Below are 19,676 nucleotides of genomic sequence, written 5' to 3'. Positions count from 1 at the left end.
GGCGGCCCGACGGCCGGTAGGCGGGTCGGACCTCGGAGGACGGGCCGACCGGCTCCACCGTGACGCGGTCACGCGGGCCCTCGCCCCCTCCCTAGTCCGACGCCCCGATGATCGGAGGCCCCTCGGGACGGATGATCCGACCGGTGATCACGCCGGGCTCGATACGCATCCAGACGTCCCGGGTGCCGCCCGCCCAGGGCAGGGGGTCTGCGTCCCGGTCGAACCGACGCGCGGCCTCCTCGGCGGGGACGACCGAGACGGTGCCGTTCAGCAGCACGCTCCAGCCGGTGGCGAACGTCTCGTCCAACCGGTCGACCTCGAACGCGACCTCGCTGTCCGCCGCCCGGGCGAGCGTTCCGCCGGCGACGGTGCGGTAGAGGATGGTCGCGTCCAGCACCCGGTAGTTGACGGGCAGCGCCGCCGGGCCGCGTGGCGTCGTCAACACCACCCGGCCGACTCCGCCGGGGCCGATCCTCTCCCAGCAGGCGGTCCGGTCCAGTTCCTCCACCCGGACCCGGGCGTTGGCACGGGCCCGGCCGGCGGGGACATCGTGGCCGCCGCCCAGAAGGTCGGTGACCGTGGTGTCGAGGGCGTCGGCGAGCCGGGTGAGGGTACCGACGCCGACCGGGACGGAGTTCGTCTCCAGGTACTCCAGGAAGCCCGGGTCCAGGCCGCTCCGCTCCGCCACCAGCCCCCGGGCGAGCCCGAGCTCGGCGCGGCGGTGGGCCACGCGACGCCCGAGGTCGCCGGGGTCTGCGGGCTGGGCGTTCGGCTGGCCTCCGTCTGTGGTCCTCATGACGACCTCCGTGTTCACGCCTGCGGTTCCCTGCGGAACCCGAGCACCTTCATCGTCGGCTGCCCCGGCGCGGTCGGAGGAGGGCCGGTCGGGCCCGGACTGCGGGCCGGTGGGTCCTCCGGCCCACCCGCAGTACCGATCAACCGGTGCGCGCGGCGTCGCCGTGCGGATCCGTCGCTCCGTGGGAGTCCCGGCCGGCCGGCCCGGGCATGCGTCGACGGGTCGTTCTGCCCACCCGCCCCGTCGCCGGTCCGGACGGTACGCGACGGGGCGACGCCCGGTCAGGTCCGTTCGGCCAGGAGGGCGGCGCTCCCGGTGAGGGTGGTCAGGCGAGGGTAGTCGTCCTCGTCGATCCGACAGCCGGCCCGTTCGGACAACCGCTCCACGAGGTTCAGGACGTCGAGCGAGTCGAGTTCGAGGGCCGCGCGGTAGTCGCCGTCAGGGCCGATGACGGTGAAGTCGGCGTCGGGGACGATCTCCGTGAGCACGTCCCGGACGAGGGCGAGGGCCTGGTCGTGGTTCACAGCTCCTCCGGTGTCTGCAGCAGCCGGTCCAACACCGCCAGGTAGCGGGCTCCCGTGGCACCGTCGCTGGCCCGGTGGTCGGCCGACAGGGTCGCCGTGACCACAGGCCGGACCCCGATCATGCCCTCGGCCGCCCAAGGCCGCTCGACCACCTTGCCGAGGCCGACGAGGGCCACCTGCGGCGGGTAGATGACGCCGAACACCGCCTCGACGCCTTGGTCACCGAGGCTGGTGACGGTGATGGTCGGGTCCGTGGCCTCGGATCCGCGCAGCCGTCCGGCACGCGCCCGGGAGACGAGGTCCCGAAGCCGTGCCATGAGCTCGGGCACCGGGAGGTCGGCGGCGTCGTGGAGGGCGGGGGCGATCAGTCCGCCGCCGCGCAGTGCGACGGCGACCCCCAGGTGGACGGCGGGGGCCGGGGTGAAGCCGTCCTCGGCCCAGAAGCCGTTGAGCTCCGGCACCTCGCGGGCGGCGAGCGCAGCAGCTTTGAGCAGCAGTGCCGCGGGCACCAGGCGTTCCGGGACGGGAAGTCGACGGTTGCGTTCGTGGAGCCAGCCGATCGCGGCGGCGAGATCGACGGTGGTGGACAGGTAGTAGTGGGGGATCTCCCGCTTGGAGCGGGCCATCAGGTCCCCGACGGCGCGGCGCATCGCCTCCGGCCGGGCGACGGCCGGCGACGGCGGCCCACCGGGCGACGGGGGCGGCGCGGGGCGGGTGACGGTGGCCGCCCGTACGTCGGCCGCCCGTACGGCGCCGCCCGCGCCGGTGCCCCGCACCTCGGCGAGGTCGATTCCCGACTCCGCTGCGAGCCGCCTGGCCATCGGGGTCGCGCGCACCCGGGCGGCCTCCCGTCGGGGTGCGGTCGGCGGCTCGGCGACCGGCTGCACCGGGGCGCGGGAGGGGCGGGAGGTCCCGGGCCCGGCGGCCGCTGCGGCGCCCGTCACGTCGGCTCGGGTGATCCGTCCTCCGGGGCCGGTTCCGTGGACGACGGAGAGATCCACTCCGCTCGCCTCGGCCAGATGTCGTACCAGTGGGGTGACGTGCGGCCCCTCCGGCCCTTCGGCCGGCTCGACCGGCTCGACCGGCTCGACCGGCTCGACCGGCTCGACCGCGGAGGCTGCCTCCGGGGCCTCCCCCTCCGCGTGCGGCGGTCCCGTTCCGGCCGGTTCGATCACGGCCAGTGCGGCCCCGACGGGCACCGTCGTGCCCGGCTCGACGAGGAGGCGTTCGACGGTGCCGGTCTCGAAGCACTCGACCTCGATCGCCGCCTTGGCGGTGTCCACGACGGCCACGATGTCGCCACGGCTCACCCGGTCCCCGGGGCCTACCAGCCACTCAAGAAGCCTTCCCTCGGTCATGTCGGCGCCGAGGGCGGGCATGGTGAACTCGGCCATCTCAACCGACCGCCCGTCGAGCCGCCGCCACGATGCCGTCGACCTGCGGAAGGGCGGCCGCCTCCAGCTGACGGGCGTAGGGCACCGGTACTTCGGCCGCGCAGACCCGTTCCACGGGCGCGTCCAGATCGTAGAACCCCTGCTCCGTGATCCGCGCCGCCACCTCGGCCGAGAGTCCACCGGTGCGCCAGCCCTCGTCGACCACGACGGCCCGGTGGGTCCTGCGGACCGACCCGACGACCGTCGCGTCGTCCAGCGGGCGCAGCGTGCGTAGGTCGACCACCTCTGCGTCGACGCCGTCGGCCGACAGCCGGTCGGCGGCCTCCAGACACTTCCCGAGCGAGCCACCGTGGGTGATGAGGCTGACGTCGGTGCCCGGACGTCGCAGCGCCGCACTGTCCAGGTCGACCGGCCCGGCCCCGGGTGGCAGCGTGCCCGAGACGTTGTAGAGCGAGCCGTGCTCGAAGATCACCACGGGGTCGGGGTCGGCGAGAGCGGGGGCCAGCATGTGTCGGGCGTCCGCCAGGGTCGCGGGGGCCAGCACCCGGATACCGGGGACGTGGGCGTACCAGCCTTCCAGGCTGTGCGAGTGCTGGGCCGCGAGCTGGCGGCCGGCGCCCGTGGTCATCCGGATCACCAGCGGTACCGCCACCTGCCCTCCGGACATGTGCAGCATCGTCGCGGCGTTGTTGAGGATCTGGTCCAGTGCGAGCAGGCTGAAGTTGACCGTCATCACCTCGACGATCGGCCGCAGCCCGGCGATCGCCGCACCGATGCCGGCTCCGACGAACGCCGACTCCGACAGGGGCGTGTCGCGAACCCGGTCCGGCCCGAACTCGTCGAGCAGGCCGAAGCTGACCCCGAAGGCGCCGCCGTACCGGCCGACGTCCTCGCCCATCAGGAACACCCGCTCGTCGGCCGCCATCGCCTCGCGCATGGCCTGCCGGAGCGCCTCTCGGTAGGTGACCGGTTCCGGGGCCGCCTTCGCCGCGGTCACGACGCCTCCTCGGCCGGGGTGCGGACGAAGCGCAACAGGTCCTCGACGGGCTCCGGTTCGCCTCTCCGGGCCTGCTCGATCGCTCGGTCCAGCTCCTCGGTGACCTCCTTCTCGATCAGCTGCAACCCGTCCTCGTCCAGGACGCCGTCGGCGCGCAACCGACCGGTGAGGAGCGTGATCGGGTCACGCTCCTTCCAGCGCTCGATCTCGGCCTTGTCCCGATAGAGGTCGGGGTCGTACATCGAGTGCGCCCGGAAGCGGTAGGTACGCAGTTCGAGGAAGCAGGGGCCGCCGCCCTCGCGGACGGCCTGTGCGGCGCGGCGGGCGGCGTGCTCGACGGCCAGCACGTCCATCCCGTCCACGGCCCACGCGACCAGGCCGTACGAGGCCGCGCGGGCCGCCAGGTCGATCTGGGCGTGTTCGCGGCCCAGCGGGGTGCCCATGGCGTAGAGGTTGTTCTCACAAATCAGCAGGAGGGGAAGGTCCCACAGGGCCGCGAGGTTGGCGGTCTCGTGGAACTCTCCCTCGGCGAAGGCACCGTCACCGAAGAAGCAGCAGGCCAGCCGGGGTTCGCCGCGCATCCGGTCGGCCAGGGCCAGCCCGGCCGCCACCGGCAGGCCTCCGGCGACGATGCCGTGGCCGCCGTAGAAGCGGCGCGAGGCGTCGAACAGGTGCATCGAACCGCCCCGGCCGCGGCTGCAACCGGTGAGCCGTCCGAGCATCTCGGCGAACACCGACTCCACCGGAATGCCGCGGGCCAGTGCATGGCCGTGCTCGCGGTAGGTGGTGACGACGGCGTCCTCCGGTGCGAGCGCCCGGTGGACGCCGACCGATACGGCCTCCTCCCCGATGCACAGATGGACGAAGCCCCGGATCTCGCCCGAGCTGTAGAGCTCGGCGCAGCGCTCCTCGAAACGGCGGATGCGCAGCATCTCGCGCAGCAGGCCGAGCCGGTGCTCCGCATCGTCGGCCGGCCGCCGCCCGGCCCGGTGGGGTTTCGCCGCGGTTCGGCGCGTCATGACGGGTCCTCCAGGGTCGAGAGGTCGCCCTCCGGCAGACCCAGTTCGCGTGCGCGCAGCAGCCGCCGCATGACCTTGCCGCTGCGGGTCTTCGGCAGGTGCTGGTCGAAGGCGATCTCCCGGGGCGCGATGGCCGCTCCGAGCCGACGTCGGGCGAAGGCGGTGATGTCCCGGGCCAGGCCGGTGCCGGGGTCGTGGCCGGGTTTGAGCGAGACGAAGGCCTTGACGATCTCGCCCGCGACCGGGTCCGGGCGTCCGATCACCCCGGCCTCGGCCACCGCCGGGTGTTCCATGAGCGTGCTCTCGACCTCGAACGGGCCGATCAGGTGCCCGGCCGACTTGATCACGTCGTCCGCCCGGCCGACGAACCAGAAGTAGCCGTCCGCATCGCGCCGGGCGACGTCCCCGGTGAGGTACCAGCCGTCGGCGAAGCAGGCCCGGTAACGCTCCTCCTCCCCGAGGTAGCCGCGGAACATCGAGGGCCAGCCCGGCCGTAGCGCCAGTTCGCCCTCGGCACCGGGATCCTCCAGCACCCGCACCCTGCCGGCGGTGGTGTCCGCGCGCCCGTCCGTCCCCCGCTCCAGGACACCCGCGACCACACCGGGCAACGGCCGTCCCATGGAGCCGGGTCTGATCTCGGTGCCGGCCGTGTTGGCGATCATGATGCAGCCGGTTTCGGTCTGCCACCAGTTGTCGTGGATCGCCTGCCCCAGGACCTCCTCGCCCCAGCGGACGGCCTCCGGGTTGAGCGGCTCGCCCACGCTGGCGACGAACCGCAGGGCCGACAGGTCGAAGGAGCGGGGAAGCTCTGGAGGGCTGCCCCGGGGGCTCGTCCGCATCAGCATCCGGATCGCGGTCGGTGCGGTGTACCAGACGTTCACCCGCTCGTCGGCGAGGATGCCGTACCAGCGTCGCGCCTCGTACTCGCCCGCGTCGACGACCAGGGTCACACCATGGGTGAGCGGTGCGATGATCCCGTACGACGTGCCGGTCACCCAGCCGGGATCGGCGGTGCACCAGAACACGTCCCCCGGCCGGAGGTCCAGGGCGAGCGCCGCGGTCGCGTGATGGGCGACCACCGCCTCGTGAACGTGGACCGCGCCCTTCGGGGTGCCGGTGGTGCCGCTCGTGAAGTGGAGCAGGGCCATGTCACCGGGGTCGGTGTCCGGGATCGTGAACTCCTCGGAGACCCCGGCGATCAGGGTGTCGAAGGACGTGGTGCCGGGCGTCTCCCCCTCATCGGGTCCCACGATCAGGACGTGCTCCAGCCCCGGCAGACGCTCCCGCCGGTCGGCGACCTTGCGCCGGTAGAGCTCCGCCGTGGTCACCAGCGCCCGGACGTCGCCGAGCCGAAGCCGTTGCTCGACGGGGGCGGGGCCGAAGGCGGGGAACAACGGACAGAAGACCGAGGTGTTCTTCAGGGTTCCGAGCACCGACACGTAGAGCTCGGGGCACCGTCCGAGAAGCGAGGCGACCCGGTCGCCCCGGCCGACCCCGAGCGAGCGCAGCGCGTTGGCGAACCGGTTGCTGCGCGTTCCCAGATCCGCGTACGTCACCGAGGTGACCGTGCGGTCGGCGGCGATGCAGCGCAGCGCGGTGCGACCGCCACGTCCCGCCGCGACGTGCCGGTCCACGGCCTCGTGGGCGATGTTCAGCCCCCTGCGGCCGGGCAGTCCGTCGAGCAGACCACGCGCCCGTTGCCAGACGGGGTCGGGCGAAGCCAGGTGCTCGTCACCGTGTGCGGGCAGTGCTGTCGGCGTGTGCGGCTCCACGGGGATCCCTCCGATCACGGCCTGCCTGTCGTGCGGCCCGCACTTCCCATCGTGCGACGGCCGACGGGTCGCCGCAGCCGACGCACGTGTGGACACGTCCTGCGGCGACAGGCCGTCGTGGGCGGACGTCCGGAGCCCTCGGGCGAACGAGGAGCCCGTGTGCCAGGCGGGCGGCACCGGCCGGAGGCTGCGGGTCGGGCTCCTGGTCGCACCTCCTCCAGGCCCTGGGCGAGGGCTCGGATCGCCCGGCCGAGGATCCCGGGCCTGGTCCTCGGTCGCCTCGACGCGCTCGACTGCGCTCTCGACGTCCCGGCCGGTCGGGTGCACGGCCACCTCCGGTCGGGCGGCGGTGGTGTCGGGTGTCATGACGGGTTCCCCTCACTCCCTGCCCCCTTCACCTCACGGTGCCCGGAAGGACCGGCCCCGTCCAAGGACCGGTCGCCCCCGTCGGAGGGGCCGTCCGGCCCGTGGCGCACCGGCCCGCTGCTTCGAGACCGCCGGCACCCGTCTCCCTGGACCAGACGCCGGCCGCTGCGCCCGCTGCGCCCGTCCCGCCCGGGGCGGTGCGCGAGGCCGTTTGCCTTCGGGACCGGCGAGATCCCGCTCTCCACGAGTCGGATCGACGGATCCGGGCTCGGAGCAGCAGCTCGCCGGGTGGCGCGGTCGTCCCGCCCGGTGCCGTTTTGCGACTCCGCTCCTCCGCTCCTCCGCTACTCCGCGACGAGCACCGCGACCCCCGTCACCCGGTCGGCGGCGAGGTCCGCGAGGGCGCTGTCCGCCTGCCGCAGGGGGTAGCGGGTCACGTGGACCGCCGGGCGGGTGCGGGCCGCCTCCGCGAGGAACGCCAGGCCGTCGGCCCGGGTGTTGGCGGTGACGCTGCGCAGCGTGCGCTCCTGGAAGAGGTGCCGCTGGTAGTTCAGCGCCGGGATGTCGCTGAGGTGGATGCCGGCGACGGACAGCGTGCCGCCGCGGTCCAGGGCGGCGAGTGCGACCGGCACCAGTTCGCCGACCGGGGCGAAGAGGATGGCGGCGTCCAGCGGTGCCGGGGGCGGGTCGAACGAGTCACCGGCGAAGCCGGCGCCGAGCTGCAGTGCCAGGTGCCGTGCGTTCGCGCCGCGGGTGAACACGTGCACGCGGGCGCCCCGGGCGAGGGCGACCTGGGCGGTCAGGTGGGCGGACGCGCCGAACCCGTAGATGCCCAGGAGGCCGCCCACCGGCAGTTCGGCCCGTTCCAGGGCCCGGTAGCCGATGATCCCGGCGCAGAGCAGCGGGGCGAGTTCCTCGGCCGGCGGACCTTCGGGCAGCCGGTAGGCGAACCGGGCGTCGGCCGTCACGTGTCCGGCGTACCCGCCGTGCCGGTCCCAGCCGGTGTAGCGCGAATCGGGGCAGAGGTTCTCCCGCCCGCTCCGGCAGTAGGCGCAGCTGCCGCAGGTACCGGCCAGCCAGGCCACCCCCGCCCGGTCCCCGACGGTGAACCCTTCGACCGCGGTGCCGGCCGCCCGTACGTGCCCGACCACCTCGTGTCCGGGCGTGCACCTCGCGGTCCGGGGGCGGAGGTCACCCTCGGCGAGGTGGAGGTCGGTGCGGCAGACGCCGCAGGCCTCCACCTCCAGCAGGATCTCGTGCGGCCCGGGTGCGGCCAGTGACCGCCTCTCCCACACCAGCGGTGCCGGATGCGCCGCACCGATCGGCCCGGGGTGCTCCACCACCCAGCCCTCGGTCGCCGCCGGTACGGTGCCCGCCGTGTTCATCGCCGCCTCCTTCGTGTCCGCCGTCCGACCAGCCGGCCGGGTCGGAGCGGCACCTTGCCGGCGACCGCTCGGACGCCTGCGGTCAACGCCCCTCCTCGGCGGCCGCCACGGCACGCTTGACGGCGGCGAAGCTGTCGGGGGTGACGGAGATCGAGTCGATCCCGGCCCGGACCAGGAAGCGGGTGAAGTCGGGATCGTTGCTCGGGCGCTGGCCGCAGAGGCCGACGTGGCGCCCGGCCGCGTGGGCGGTGGCGATCAGGGACTCGATGCTCTGGGTGACGGCCGGGTTCCGCTCGTCGAAGACGTGGGCCAGCAGGCCGGAGTCGCGGTCGATACCGAGGGTGAGCTGGGTGAGGTCGTTGCTGCCGATCGAGAAGCCGTCGAAGCGCTCGGCGAACCGGTCGGCGAGCAGGATGTTCGACGGGATCTCCGCCATCACGTACACGCGCAGGCCGTTCGCTCCCCGCGTCAGCCCGTTGTCGGCCATCACAGCGAGGACCTGGTCGGCCTCCTCCGGGGTGCGGCAGAAGGGGATCATCACGACCACGTTGGTCAGCCCGAGCTCGTCCCGGGCCCGGCGCAGTGCCCGGCATTCGAGGGCGAAGCCCTCCCGGTAACCGGGGTCGTAGTAGCGGCTGGCTCCGCGCCAGCCGATCATCGGGTTGGCCTCGACCGGTTCGAAGGGCGCGCCGCCGACGAGCCTGGCGTACTCGTTCGTCTTGAAGTCGCTGGTGCGCACCACGACCGGGTCCGGCCAGCGGGAGGCGGCGATCCGGGCCACGCCGTGGGCGAAGCGGTCGACGAAGTAGTCGGTCCGGTCCGGGTAGCCGTAGGTCAGCTCCTCGACGAGCCGCCGGTCCTCGGCGGACAGCCGCTCGGGGTGGAGCAGCGCCATCGGGTGGACGCGCACCTGGTGGGCCACCACGAACTCGGTGCGCGCCAGGCCGACGCCGTCCGCCGGCAGCCGCCACCAGCGGAACGCGGCGCCGGGGTCGGCCAGGTTGAGCATCACCTTGGTGCGGGTGGCCGGCAACGAGCCGAGGTCGGTCTCGGTGGCCTCGTACGCGACGGGACCACGGTAGACGTGCCCCTCCGCGCCCTCGGCGCAGGAGACCGTGACCTCCTGCCCGTCGGTGAGCACCGCGGTCGCCGTGCCGGTGCCGACCAGCGCCGGCACGCCCAGCTCGCGGCTGACGATCGCCGCGTGCGAGGTGCGGCCGCCGTGGTCGGTGACGATCGCGGAGGCCCGCTTCATCAGCGGCTCCCAGTCGGGATCGGTGATCTCGGTGACCAGGACGGCGCCCTGCGGGAAGCGTTCGAGACCGACCGGCTCGGCCAGCGCGCACACCGGTCCGGCGCCGATGGCCTCGCCGACGGCGATCCCGTCCACCAGCCGCTCGCCCGTACCGGTCAGCCGGAAGCGGCGCAGCACCTCGCCGTGCCGGCGGGACTGCACCGTCTCCGGTCTGGCCTGGACGAGGAAGAGCCCGCCGGTGACGCCGTCCTTGGCCCACTCCAGGTCCATCGGACAGCCGTAGTGCTCCTCGACGGCCACCGCCCACTCGGCCAGCGTACGGATGTCACCCCGCCCGAGCACCGGGCGGGCCTGCTCGTCGGCGTCGGTGTCGACGGTCGTGGTCGAGCCGTCCGCGCCGTACACGGCCTTTCGGCGCTTCGCGCCGAGCTGCACCTGGACCACGGGGTCGAGGTGGTGGTCCTTGAGCACCGGTTTGAACACGGTGTACTCGTCCGGGTCCACCTGGCCGCTCACCACCGTCTCGCCCAGCCCCCACGCGGCACTGACGACCACCACGCCCGGGAACCCGGTCTCGGTGTCCAGGGTGAACACCACCCCGGCGCCCGCGAGGTCGGAGCGCACCATCAGCTGGACGCCGACCGACAGCGCGAGGGAGAGGTGGTCGAAACCCATCCGCTCGCGGTAGTCGATCGCCCGGTCCGTGAACAGCGAGGCGAAGCAGCGCCGGCAGGCGTCCAGCAGGGCCTCGGGCCCCCGGACGTTCAGGAAGGTCTCCTGCTGGCCCGCGAAGCTCGCCTCCGGCAGATCCTCGGCGGTGGCACTGCTGCGCACCGCCACGTCCGGGTCCGTCCGCCGGGCCTCGCGCGCGAGGTGGCCGTACGCCTCCAGGACGTCCTGTTCCAGTGCGGCGGGCAGCGGAGTGGCCAGCACGGCGGACCGGATCGCCGCGCCGGTCTCGGACAGCGGGGCGCCCCCGTGAAGCCGGTCGACGTGTTCGGCGATCCGCTCGCGCAGGCCTCCGGTGTCGAGCAGCTCGCGGTAGGCGTCGGCGGTGGTGGCGAAGCCGTCCGGCACGCGTATCCCGGCGGGGCCCAGCGCGGTGATCAGCTCGCCCAGCGAGGCGTTCTTGCCGCCGACCACGCCGACGTCCTCCCGACCGAGGTCGTGGAAACGGATGACACGGCGCATGACTGCCTCCGGACGCGCTCGCAGTGTGCCCTCGCGGCGCCGGGCCCGCCGAGGACTCCGTCCCTGCCACTGTCCCTCCGGGCGGGCCGGTGCGCGCGGGGGCGTTCGCCCCGGGGCACCGGCCCGGACGGTCACCGCAGCCGGGGCCGTTCGGCCCCACCCGCAGGACCGGGCGGGGCTACGACGGGCTCCCATAACCGCCGCCGCCCGGGGTGCGGATCTCCAGGACGTCGTCGGCGTCGAGATCGGCGCTGCCGCAGCCGGGCAGGGCCTCGGTGGTGCCGTCGCGGCGCAGGACGCGGTTGCCGCCGAGCGCGCCCGGTGAGCCGCCGGCCAGGCCGTACGGGGGGACGCGACGGTGGCCTGACAGGATGCTGACGGTCATCGGCTCGCGGAAGCGCAGCCGGCGCAGCGCACCGTCGCCGCCGTGCCGGCGGCCGTGACCGCCGCTGCCCGGGCGTACGGCGAACTCCTCGACGAGGACGGGCAGGCGCAACTCCAGGACCTCGGGATCGGTCAGGCGGGAGTTGGTCATGTGGGTCTGCACGACGTCGGCGCCGTCGAAGCCCGGTCCTGCGCCGGAGCCCGAGGCGATGGTCTCGTAGTACTGGTGGTGCTCGTTTCCGAAGCTGAGGTTGTTCATCGTGCCCGACCCTTCGGCCTGGACGCCGAGTGCGGCGTAGAGGGCGCCGGTGATGGCCTGGGAGGTCTCGACGTTGCCGGCCGCGACGGCGGCCGGGTACGCCGGGGCGAGCATCGAGCCGGGCGGCACGACGATCCGCAGTGGGCGCAGGCACCCGTCGTTGAGCGGGATGTCCTCGGCGACGAGGGTGCGGAAGACGTACAGCACGGCGGCGGTGACGACGGCGGACGGGGCGTTGAGGTTGCTGTCGAGCTGGGGTGAGGTGCCGGTGAAGTCGACGGTGGCGGTGCGCTGTTCGCGGTCGACCCGGACTTCGACGGCGATCACGGCGCCGGAGTCGGTCTCGTAGCGGTAGGCCCCGCCGGTGAGGCCGTCGATGGCCCGCCGGACGGCCTGCTCGGCGTTGTCCTGGACGTGGCGCATGTAGGCCTGGACGACGTCGAGGCCGAAGTGGTCGATCATCGCGTTCACCTCGTCGACGCCCTTGCGGTTGGCGGCGACCTGGGCGCGCAGGTCGGCGAGGTTGGTGTCCGGGTCGCGGGAGGGGTGCGGCGCCTCGGTGAGCAGCCGCACGGTCTCCGCCTCGCGAAGTCGCCCGTCCACCACCAGGGGCCAGTCGTCGAAGAGCACGCCCTCCTCGTGGATGGCCCGGCTGCCGGCTGGCATCGAACCGGGGGTGATGCCGCCGATCTCGGCGTGGTGGCCGCGGGAGGCGACGAAGAAGAGGACGTCCCGCCCGTCGGGGTCGAAGACCGGCGTCACCACGGTGATGTCGGGCAGGTGCGTGCCGCCGTGGTACGGGTCGTTGACCGCGTAGGTGTCGCCGGGGCGCAGCTTCGGGCCGCGGCGGCGGATCACCTCCTTGACGGTGGTGCCCATCGAGCCCAGGTGCACCGGGATGTGCGGGGCGTTGGCGACGAGGTTCCCGTCCGGGTCGAAGAGGGCGCAGGAGAAGTCCAGCCGCTCCTTGATGTTGACCGACTGGGCGGTGGACTCCAACCGGGCTCCCATCTGTTGGGCGATGGCCGTGAAGAGGTTGTTGAAGACCTCCAGGAGGACGGGGTCGGCGGCGGTGGGGACGGCCTCCTCGGCCGGGTCCCGGACCTGTTCGACGAGGAGGTGCCCGGCGGAGGTGACCGTGGCCTGCCAGCCGTCGTCCACGACGGTGGTGGCGTTGGCCTCGGCGATCACGGCGGGGCCGGTGACGGTGTCCCCCGCCCGCATCGACCCGCGTTCCAGCAGCGGGACCCGGCGCCACTCGCCGCCGGTGCGGAGGGACACCGTGGCGGGCGGGGTGGGTTCCGAGGGCGCCGGGAGGACGGCGTCGAGTCCGGGCTGCTCGGTGAGCCCGGTGCCCTCGACGGCAAGGGCCTCGATCACGAGCGGTCGGTCCATCAGGAAGGAGTAGGTGGCCCGGTGCCGCCGCTCGAACTCCCCCCTCATGTCCACGGGTTCGCCCAGCGCGACGCCGATCGTGGTGTCGGTTCCCCGGTAGCGCAGCCGCGCGCGCCGGGTCAGCCTGATCCGGTCCTCCGGGACACCCTGACCGAGCAGTTCGCGGGTGGCCGCTGCGGCCAGATCGTCCGCCCTGGCCCGTACGGCGGCCATCTCCTCGTCCGCGAGCGGGCGTTCGACCGCGTGCTCGCGCAGGACGGTGGTGTCGGCCAGGCCGATGCCGAGGGCGGACAGCACCCCGGCCATCGGCGGGACGAGGACGGTGCGGATCCCCAGCGCCTCGGCCACCGGGCAGGCGAGCTGCCCGCCCGCGCCGCCGAAGGTGGTCAGCGCGTAGCGGGTGACGTCGTGGCCCCGCTGGACGGAGATGCGCTTGATCGCGTTGGCGATGTTGCCGACGGCGATCCGCAGGAACCCTTCGGCGACCTCCTCCGTCGACATGCCGCCGATGGTGTCGGCGAGTTCGGAGAACCGGCGCTCGGTCAGCTCCCGGTCGAGCGGCTGGTCGCCCTCCGGCCCGAAGACGTGCGGGAAGTGTTCGGCCTGGATCCGGCCGAGCAGCAGGTTGGCGTCGGTGACGGTCAGCGGCCCGCCGTTGCGGTAGGAGGTCGGGCCGGGGTCCGCGCCGGCCGAGTCCGGGCCGACCCGCAGGCGCTCGCCGTCGAAGCGCAGTACGGAGCCGCCGCCGGCCGCGACGGTGTGGATCGCGAGCATCGGCGCCCGCAGGCGCACGCCGGCGACCCGGGTGGTCACCACCCGCTCGTACTCACCGGCGAAGTGCGACACGTCCGTGGACGTGCCGCCCATGTCGAAGCCGATCACCCTGTCGTACCCGGCGAGCCCCGACATCCGCACCATGCCCACGATGCCGCCGGCCGGTCCGGAGAGGATCGCGTCCTTGCCCCGGAAGTGTCCGGCCTCGGCCAGGCCGCCGTTGGACTGCATGAACATCAGCCGAACCCCGGCCAGTTCGTCCGCCACCCGTCGCACGTAACGGCGCAGACCGGGATCGAGGTAGGCGTCGACCACCGCCGTGTCCCCGCGCGGCACCACCTTCATCAGCGGGCTCACCTCGCTGGACAGCGACACCTGCTCGAAGCCGAGCCGCTCGGCGAGGCGCCCGATCTCCTGCTCGTGCGCGGGGTGCAGATAGCTGTGCAGGCACACCACGGCGACGGAGCGGACACCGTCGCGCAGACAGTCGCGCAGGTCCTCGGCGAGCCGGTCCAGGTCCGGCGGGCGCAGCACCTCGCCGTCGGCGGTGATCCGCTCGTCCACCTCGACCACCCGGGCGTACAGGGGCTCGGGCAGCACGATCTCGCGGGCGAAGATCTGCGGCCGGTTCTGGTAGCCGATCCGCAGCGCGTCCGCGAACCCGCGGGTGATGCACAGGACGGTCGGCTCGCCCGTGCGCTCCAGCAGGGCGTTGGTCGCCACCGTGGTGCCCATCCGGACCGCTTCGACGTCGGTTTCGAGGTCCGCGTCGGGCGGCAGCAGCGCCCGGATGCCCGCCACGGCGGGATCGCGGTAGCGGGCCGGGTCGTGCGAGAGCAGCTTGTGCGTGGTCAGCCGGCCGTCCGGTGCCAGGGCGACGACGTCGGTGAAGGTCCCGCCCCGGTCCACCCAGAACTGCCAGCCCCTGGAGGCCATGACCGGCTCCCTCCGCCGTGCCGCTTGGCGTCCTGTGCGCGAGTAACCCTGCGCACGAGTATCCGACCGGGCGAACCACCCGGGCAAACGGAACATACTGGGCATGGAGGGTGACCTGGAGGCGGCGATGACGGCCACGACAGCAGGTGTCCTGCGGGAGACGTCCCCGGGCGAGCGCCGGGTGGCCCTCGTACCGGACCTGGTTCCCGCCGTGGCCCGCCTCGGCGGGACGGTCCTGGTCGAACGCGGCGCCGGCGCCCTGGCCGGCCACCACGACGCCGACTACCGCACCGCGGGGGCCGTCCCGGCCGGGCGCGCCGAGCTGCTGGGCCGCTCGAACGTGCTGCTCGGCATCCACCCGCCCAACGTCGACCCGGACCGCGACCTGCACCCCGGGCAGGTGCTGGCCGCGCTGCTGCGGCCGCAGCGGATTCCCTACCTGGTCCGGAAGTGGGCGGAACGGGGCGTGACGGCGATCGGCCTCGACCTGGCGCCCCGCCTGTCAGCCGCGTACGCCGTGGACGCCGACGCCTCCCAGGCCCGGGTGGCCGGCTACCGCGCCGTGCTGCTCGCCGCCGTCCGGCTGGACCGCTGCCTCCCGCCCTGGGGCACGGCGGGAGGGCTGTTCACCCCGGTCCGGGTGCTGGTGATCGGGGCCGGACCCGCGGGGCTCCAGGCGATCGACACCGCCCGTCGTCTGGGTGCACTGGTCGGCGCGGTCGAGTGGCGCGAGCCCGAGCGGGCGGCGGCCGGTGCCCTCGGGGCGGACCTGCTGGACCTGCCCGGGTGGCGCCCGGTGGCGGACGGCCGCGAGCCGTGGGCGGCCCTCGACCGCGAGCGTCCGGCGTGGGTGTCCGGGCTCGCCGAGGCCGCCGTCCGGTACGACGTCGTCGTGTCGGCCCTGACCCGGCCGGGCCGGACGCCCCCGGTCCTGCTCCGCACGGAGACCGTCGCACGGCTTCGTCCCGGGTCGGTCCTGGTGGACCTGGCGGCCGGTCCGGACGGCGTCACCATCGAAGGCGTCCTGCCGGACACCACCACGCTGGTCGGCGACGGGGTCACCGTGATCGGGGCCGCGGAACTCGCCGCCCAGGCGCCCGGGACCGCCTCCCGCGCCTATGCCCACAACGTGCTGGCGCTCCTCGAACGGCTCGCGCGCGGCGGGCCGCTCGCGATGGACCCGGTCCTCGGCCCGATGCTGGTGACCGACCGGGGCGCCGTACGGCACGGGCCGACCAGCCGGCTGCTGAGGGAGGCGACCGCCGTCGCGGGCCTCCCGTAGGGCCTCAGCCGCCGAGGTGCGGGAACAGCGCGGCGTGGCGGACGATCGACCCGGCCCGGTCGGCGCACTGCTGGTAGCAGCAGGACAGCAGCACGAGGTCGGTCACGTCGGCCAGGTCCGCCCCGTCCTCGCGGAGCAGCAGCTCGTACAGCAGCCGCTGCCGCTGCCCGACCTCGTGCAGCCCCGTCAGCACGTCCGCGACGCCTCCGGGCGCTGCCGACTCCAGGACGTCGGCCGCCCTCGCGACCAGCTCCAGAGCCGCGTCGGCGAGGCCGCCCAGGGGGATCCGCAGGTGCTCTCCGAGCGCTTCCCGATCCTGGCGGGCCCAGCCTGCCTCCAGCAGCCGCTGGGCGAGCTGCCCCAGGGCCTCCACCTCGGTGCCCACGTGGACGGCGACGACGACTCCGGCCCGCCCGCCGAGCGCCCCGGCGGCGTCCTCCTCGATCCGGGAACGCAGCTCGGCCAGGGCCTTCTCGGCCACCGGGATCGCGTCGCCCGGGCCCACCGGGTCCACCAGCGCAGCCGTCGCGCCGCGCAGTGCCCCGTGTGCCAGCCGGACCAGACCGGCGAGTTCTGCGATCAGCGCACGGTACGTGCCGTCTCCGCCGTCGGACATCCGTTCACTCCATCCTCGGCCCCCGACCAGTGTCGCCCCGCCGGCGCGCGCCCGTCTCGGCCGGACGGGGCCGGCACCGTCACGACCTGGCAGCGCGCGCGGTGCAGCAGGTCGTGCCGGAAGGATCCGGGCACGACCGGGGCGGTCATTCGGCGGGCAGGTGCGGGTGGGGCGGCGCGGCCGCAGCACCCCCCGGACGGTGTTCGAAGTGATGGATCCGGGTGTCCGGCCCGGGAAAGTACTCCGTCACCCGGCCGTCGTCCGACCAGCGCACGTCGTACGGCGGACTGCCGTCCGGATGGTGCAGGCCGACGATCTCGCCGTCCCTGCGGGCCGCGCCCGGCCGGGTGGCCTGGACGATGATGCGGTCCCCCACGGCGGCTCTCATGTCGTCCTCCCTCGGTCGGCGCGGGCCCGGGCACGGCCCGGCTGTCCGCACACCTCCATGACACCACCGAAGCGCCGGCTCCGACTGGGGCCGGTCGACCCTTCCGAGGACCGAGGCGGGCGCCGAGGCTGGGTCCAAGGACAGGAGGTGCGCCATGTCCACCGTCCACCCGTCGCAGACCAGCGCCGAGGCCCTGCTGACCGACGGCACCACCGTCGGGATCCGGCCGCTCGGCCCGGACGATCACAGGGCGGTGGTCGAACTGCACGCCGAGGGGATGTCGCAGGACAGTCTCCGGATGCGGTTCTTCGGAGTCAGCCGCAACGCGCCGAAACAGGCCGCCGACCGGCTCTGCGGGCCGCCGCGCGCCGGACTGCTGGCGCTCGGCGCCTGGGCGGGCGATGAACTGATCGGCGAGGCGGACTGCGAGCCGCTGGACGAACCGCCGGAGACCGCGGAGCTGGCCCTCGCGGTGGCCGACCGCTGGCACCACCGGGGTGTGGCCACCTTGCTGCTGGAACACCTGGTGCATGCCGCCCGCGCCGCCGGCGTCCGCTTCTTCGAGGCCGACACGCTGTCCGGAAACCAGGCCGTGCACCGGGTCTTCGCCCACCTCGGCCTTCCCGTCGAGCGCCGGTACGAGCAGGGCGAGGTCAGGGTCCGGGTACCACTGGACGAGCGCGACGAGCGCTACCGCTCCGCCGTGGACGAGCGCGGCCGCCGAGCCGACGTCGCGAGCCTGACGACCCTGCTGCGCCCAGCCTCGGTCGCGGTCTTCGGCGCTTCCCGGCGGCCCGGTTCGGTCGGACGGACCGTCCTCCGGAAGATCCGGCAGGGCGGCTTCGCGGGCCCGGTCCGGGCGGTCAACCCGCACGCCGGGGAGATCGACGGCGAGCCCGCCTACCCGTCGGTCCGTGCGCTGCCCGAAGTACCGGACCTCGCCGTGCTGGCCGTGCCCGCCGACGCCGTCCCCGGTGTCGCCGAGGAATGCGGAGCCGCCGGGGTCCGGGCGCTGGTGGTGCTCACCTCGGGCCTCGGTGCGCAGGAGGCCCGCGGGCTGGTACGGGCCTGCCGCCGCCACAGCATGCGCCTGGTCGGCCCGAACAGCCTGGGCATGGCCCAGACCGACCCTGCCGTCCGCCTGGACGCCGAGTTCGGCGGTGCCTTCCCCAGACCCGGCACCGCCGGTGTGGCCGTGCAGAGCGGCGGCGTGGGGATCGCACTGCTGCAGCGGCTGGCCTGGCTGGGCGTCGGGGTGTCCAGCTTCGTCTCGCTCGGCGACAAGTACGACGTGAGCGGCAACGACCTGCTCCAGTGGTGGGAGTCGGACGGCCGCACCGACCTCGCACTGCTGCACCTGGAATCCTTCGGCAGTCCTCGCGCCTTCGCCCGTACCGCCCGCCGCGTCACCCGCACCATCCCGGTGCTCACCGTCGACGCCGGCCGTTCCACGGCCGGTCGACGGGGCGCGGCCTCGCACACCGCGGCCGCCGCCACCCCCACCGTCGCCAGGGAGGCGCTGTTCCGGCAGGCCGGCATCACCGCGACCCGCAGCGTCGACGAACTCGTGGAGGCCGCCGCCCTGCTGCACGCCCAGCCGCCACCGGCGCCGCGCGGAGCGGTGGCCGTGGTGTCCAACGCGGGCGGCATCGGCATCCTGGCCGCCGACGCCTGCGCCGAGGCGGGACTGGAACTGCCGGAGCTCCCGGCAGAACTCGGCAGGGTGCTGCCGCCCGGCGCCTCCGTCCGGAACCCGGTGGACACCACCGCCGCGGTGACCCCGCTCGAACTGACCCATCTCCTCAGGGCGTTGGAGAACGAACCGGCCATCGACGCCATCCTGGTGTGCCTGGTGCCGACCGCGCTGGAAGCCTCCACCGGCCAGGACCCGGTGTACGCCCTGCTGGAGGGCCCGGCCCGCCGCCGCGTACCGGTCGTCGCCGTCCTCCTCGACCAGCAGGTACCCGTCCGCTACCGCACCTGCGCCGACGGCGGCGCACTGCCGACCTACTCGGACTCGGTGGCCGCCGCCCGTGCCCTCGCGCACGCCCGGGACCGCGCCCGATGGCTGGCCGAGCCCCCCTCCGCTCCCGCCGGCGCCCCGGGCTGTGACCGGCGCACCGCCCGCAGCCTGGTCGACGGCTACCTGACCGCCCACCCCGGGGGAGGCTGGCTGGACCCGCTGTCCACCGCCGACCTGCTGGAGTCCTACGGGCTGCCGCTGACCACGACGGTGTGGGCCCGCGACGAGCCGACGGCCTCCGCCGCCGCCACCGCCCTGCGCACGCGCGGGCACGAGGGGAAGGTGGCCCTGAAGGCGTACTGGCCCGGGCAGGTCCACAAGAGCGCTGCCGGCGCCGTCCGCACCGGCCTGGCCGACGACGCCGAAGTGCGGTCCGCCTACCGCGAGTTCGTACGGCGGTTCGGCGCCGAGCTGGCCGGAGCGGTGGTCCAGCCGATGGCCGCCCCCGGCGTGGAACTGCTCGCGGGCGTGGTCCAGGACCAGGTCTTCGGCCCGCTCGTCGTTCTCGGCCTCGGCGGCACCGCCACCGAGGTACTGGCCGATCGGGCGGCCCGGCTCGCCCCGCTCAGCGAACGCGACCTGACCACCATGGTCACCGAACTCCGAAGCGCACCAATGCTGTTGGGACAGAACGGCGAAACGGCCGTCGACCTCGCCGCGCTGCGGTCCGTCCTCACGCGGCTGTCCCGGCTCGCCGAGGACTTCCCGGAACTGGCCGAAGCCGACCTCAACCCCGTCATCGTCCGCCCGGACGGTGCCGTGTGCGTGGACGCACGGGTGCGCCTCGAACGCCGCCCGTCCTTCGACCCCTACCTGCGGCGGCTCCGGCGCCCCGCAGCCACCGAGGAGACGTGAACACCGGGAAGCACGGCATCCCCGACGGCACGGCCGCCGGCACCTTCCCCCCGTCCCACCCGGCA

Annotated in this window: 13 protein-coding genes; 2 read left to right on the top strand and 11 right to left on the bottom strand. The window is 74.3% G+C overall.

Annotated elements, in window-relative coordinates; translation table 11 throughout:
- Positions 1–91: 91 nt before the first annotated feature.
- The 9 genes from ACF9IK_RS35805 to ACF9IK_RS35765 form a co-directional block, all read right to left on the bottom strand.
- On the bottom strand, positions 92–796 hold the full coding sequence (locus tag ACF9IK_RS35805) for a helix-turn-helix domain-containing protein (protein ID WP_395298231.1): 705 nt from the start codon (positions 794–796) through the stop codon (positions 92–94).
- 281 nt (positions 797–1,077) lie between these two features.
- Entirely contained in the window at positions 1,078–1,320 is a 243-nt protein-coding gene (locus ACF9IK_RS35800) for an acyl carrier protein (RefSeq protein ID WP_395298230.1), read from the bottom strand.
- Positions 1,317–2,714 carry a 2-oxo acid dehydrogenase subunit E2 gene (locus tag ACF9IK_RS35795; protein WP_395298229.1) on the bottom strand — a complete coding sequence of 466 codons (1,398 nt, stop codon included), beginning with the start codon at positions 2,712–2,714 and terminating at the stop codon, positions 1,317–1,319. Before ACF9IK_RS35795 ends, ACF9IK_RS35800 begins: the two co-directional genes overlap by 4 nt.
- 1 nt (position 2,715) lies before the next feature.
- Positions 2,716–3,711 carry an alpha-ketoacid dehydrogenase subunit beta gene (locus ACF9IK_RS35790; protein WP_395298228.1) on the bottom strand — a complete coding sequence of 332 codons (996 nt, stop codon included), beginning with the start codon at positions 3,709–3,711 and terminating at the stop codon, positions 2,716–2,718.
- On the bottom strand, positions 3,708–4,730 hold the full coding sequence (gene pdhA, locus ACF9IK_RS35785; protein WP_395298227.1) for a pyruvate dehydrogenase (acetyl-transferring) E1 component subunit alpha: 1,023 nt from the start codon (positions 4,728–4,730) through the stop codon (positions 3,708–3,710). The genes ACF9IK_RS35790 and pdhA overlap by 4 nt, the downstream gene beginning before the upstream one ends.
- The gene (acsA, locus tag ACF9IK_RS35780) at positions 4,727–6,478 is read right to left on the bottom strand and encodes an acetate--CoA ligase (RefSeq protein WP_395298777.1); all 1,752 of its coding nucleotides are present in this window, start codon (positions 6,476–6,478) and stop codon (positions 4,727–4,729) included. The genes pdhA and acsA overlap by 4 nt, the downstream gene beginning before the upstream one ends.
- Before the next feature lie 734 nt (positions 6,479–7,212).
- A complete protein-coding gene (locus tag ACF9IK_RS35775) occupies positions 7,213–8,253 on the bottom strand; it encodes a zinc-dependent alcohol dehydrogenase family protein (RefSeq protein WP_395298226.1) in 1,041 nt (346 codons plus the stop codon).
- A gap of 82 nt (positions 8,254–8,335) precedes the next feature.
- Positions 8,336–10,699, bottom strand: a complete 2,364-nt coding sequence (gene ppsA, locus ACF9IK_RS35770; RefSeq protein WP_395298225.1) for a phosphoenolpyruvate synthase — start codon at positions 10,697–10,699, stop codon at positions 8,336–8,338.
- A gap of 178 nt (positions 10,700–10,877) precedes the next feature.
- Positions 10,878–14,447, bottom strand: a complete 3,570-nt coding sequence (locus tag ACF9IK_RS35765; protein WP_395298224.1) for a hydantoinase B/oxoprolinase family protein — start codon at positions 14,445–14,447, stop codon at positions 10,878–10,880.
- 103 nt (positions 14,448–14,550) lie between these two features.
- Here ACF9IK_RS35765 and ACF9IK_RS35760 point away from each other — a divergent pair, with 103 nt between their 5' ends.
- Positions 14,551–15,729 carry an NAD(P) transhydrogenase subunit alpha gene (locus ACF9IK_RS35760; protein ID WP_395298223.1) on the top strand — a complete coding sequence of 393 codons (1,179 nt, stop codon included), beginning with the start codon at positions 14,551–14,553 and terminating at the stop codon, positions 15,727–15,729.
- A gap of 4 nt (positions 15,730–15,733) precedes the next feature.
- On the opposite strand, the gene ACF9IK_RS35755 is transcribed toward ACF9IK_RS35760, so the two are convergent.
- On the bottom strand, positions 15,734–16,345 hold the full coding sequence (locus ACF9IK_RS35755; RefSeq protein ID WP_395298222.1) for a hypothetical protein: 612 nt from the start codon (positions 16,343–16,345) through the stop codon (positions 15,734–15,736).
- Between the two features lie 145 nt (positions 16,346–16,490).
- Positions 16,491–16,733: a DUF1918 domain-containing protein gene (locus tag ACF9IK_RS35750; RefSeq protein WP_395298221.1), complete on the bottom strand. Its 243-nt coding sequence runs from the start codon at positions 16,731–16,733 to the stop codon at positions 16,491–16,493.
- A gap of 154 nt (positions 16,734–16,887) precedes the next feature.
- Here ACF9IK_RS35750 and ACF9IK_RS35745 point away from each other — a divergent pair, with 154 nt between their 5' ends.
- Positions 16,888–19,611, top strand: a complete 2,724-nt coding sequence (locus ACF9IK_RS35745; RefSeq protein ID WP_395298220.1) for a GNAT family N-acetyltransferase — start codon at positions 16,888–16,890, stop codon at positions 19,609–19,611.
- Positions 19,612–19,676: the final 65 nt, after the last annotated feature.

It is taken from the genome of Kitasatospora hibisci (genome assembly GCF_043950205.1).
Classification (GTDB): Bacteria; Actinomycetota; Actinomycetes; order Streptomycetales; family Streptomycetaceae; genus Kitasatospora; species Kitasatospora hibisci.
Note: the sequence above shows the minus strand (reverse complement) of the source record. Positions and strands in the feature narration are given on the sequence as shown.

Excerpts from the sequence above, each read along its gene's own strand:
- ACF9IK_RS35805 (WP_395298231.1), bottom strand. The coding sequence starts at position 796 with ATGAGGACCACAGACGGAGGCCAGCCGAACGCCCAGCCCGCAGACCCC.
- ACF9IK_RS35795 (WP_395298229.1), bottom strand. The coding sequence starts at position 2,714 with ATGGCCGAGTTCACCATGCCCGCCCTCGGCGCCGACATGACCGAGGGA.
- pdhA (WP_395298227.1), bottom strand. The coding sequence starts at position 4,730 with ATGACGCGCCGAACCGCGGCGAAACCCCACCGGGCCGGGCGGCGGCCG.
- ACF9IK_RS35775 (WP_395298226.1), bottom strand. The coding sequence starts at position 8,253 with ATGAACACGGCGGGCACCGTACCGGCGGCGACCGAGGGCTGGGTGGTG.
- ppsA (WP_395298225.1), bottom strand. The coding sequence starts at position 10,699 with ATGCGCCGTGTCATCCGTTTCCACGACCTCGGTCGGGAGGACGTCGGC.
- ACF9IK_RS35765 (WP_395298224.1), bottom strand. The coding sequence starts at position 14,447 with ATGGCCTCCAGGGGCTGGCAGTTCTGGGTGGACCGGGGCGGGACCTTC.
- ACF9IK_RS35760 (WP_395298223.1), top strand. The coding sequence starts at position 14,551 with ATGGAGGGTGACCTGGAGGCGGCGATGACGGCCACGACAGCAGGTGTC.
- ACF9IK_RS35755 (WP_395298222.1), bottom strand. The coding sequence starts at position 16,345 with ATGTCCGACGGCGGAGACGGCACGTACCGTGCGCTGATCGCAGAACTC.
- ACF9IK_RS35750 (WP_395298221.1), bottom strand. The coding sequence starts at position 16,733 with ATGAGAGCCGCCGTGGGGGACCGCATCATCGTCCAGGCCACCCGGCCG.
- ACF9IK_RS35745 (WP_395298220.1), top strand. The coding sequence starts at position 16,888 with ATGTCCACCGTCCACCCGTCGCAGACCAGCGCCGAGGCCCTGCTGACC.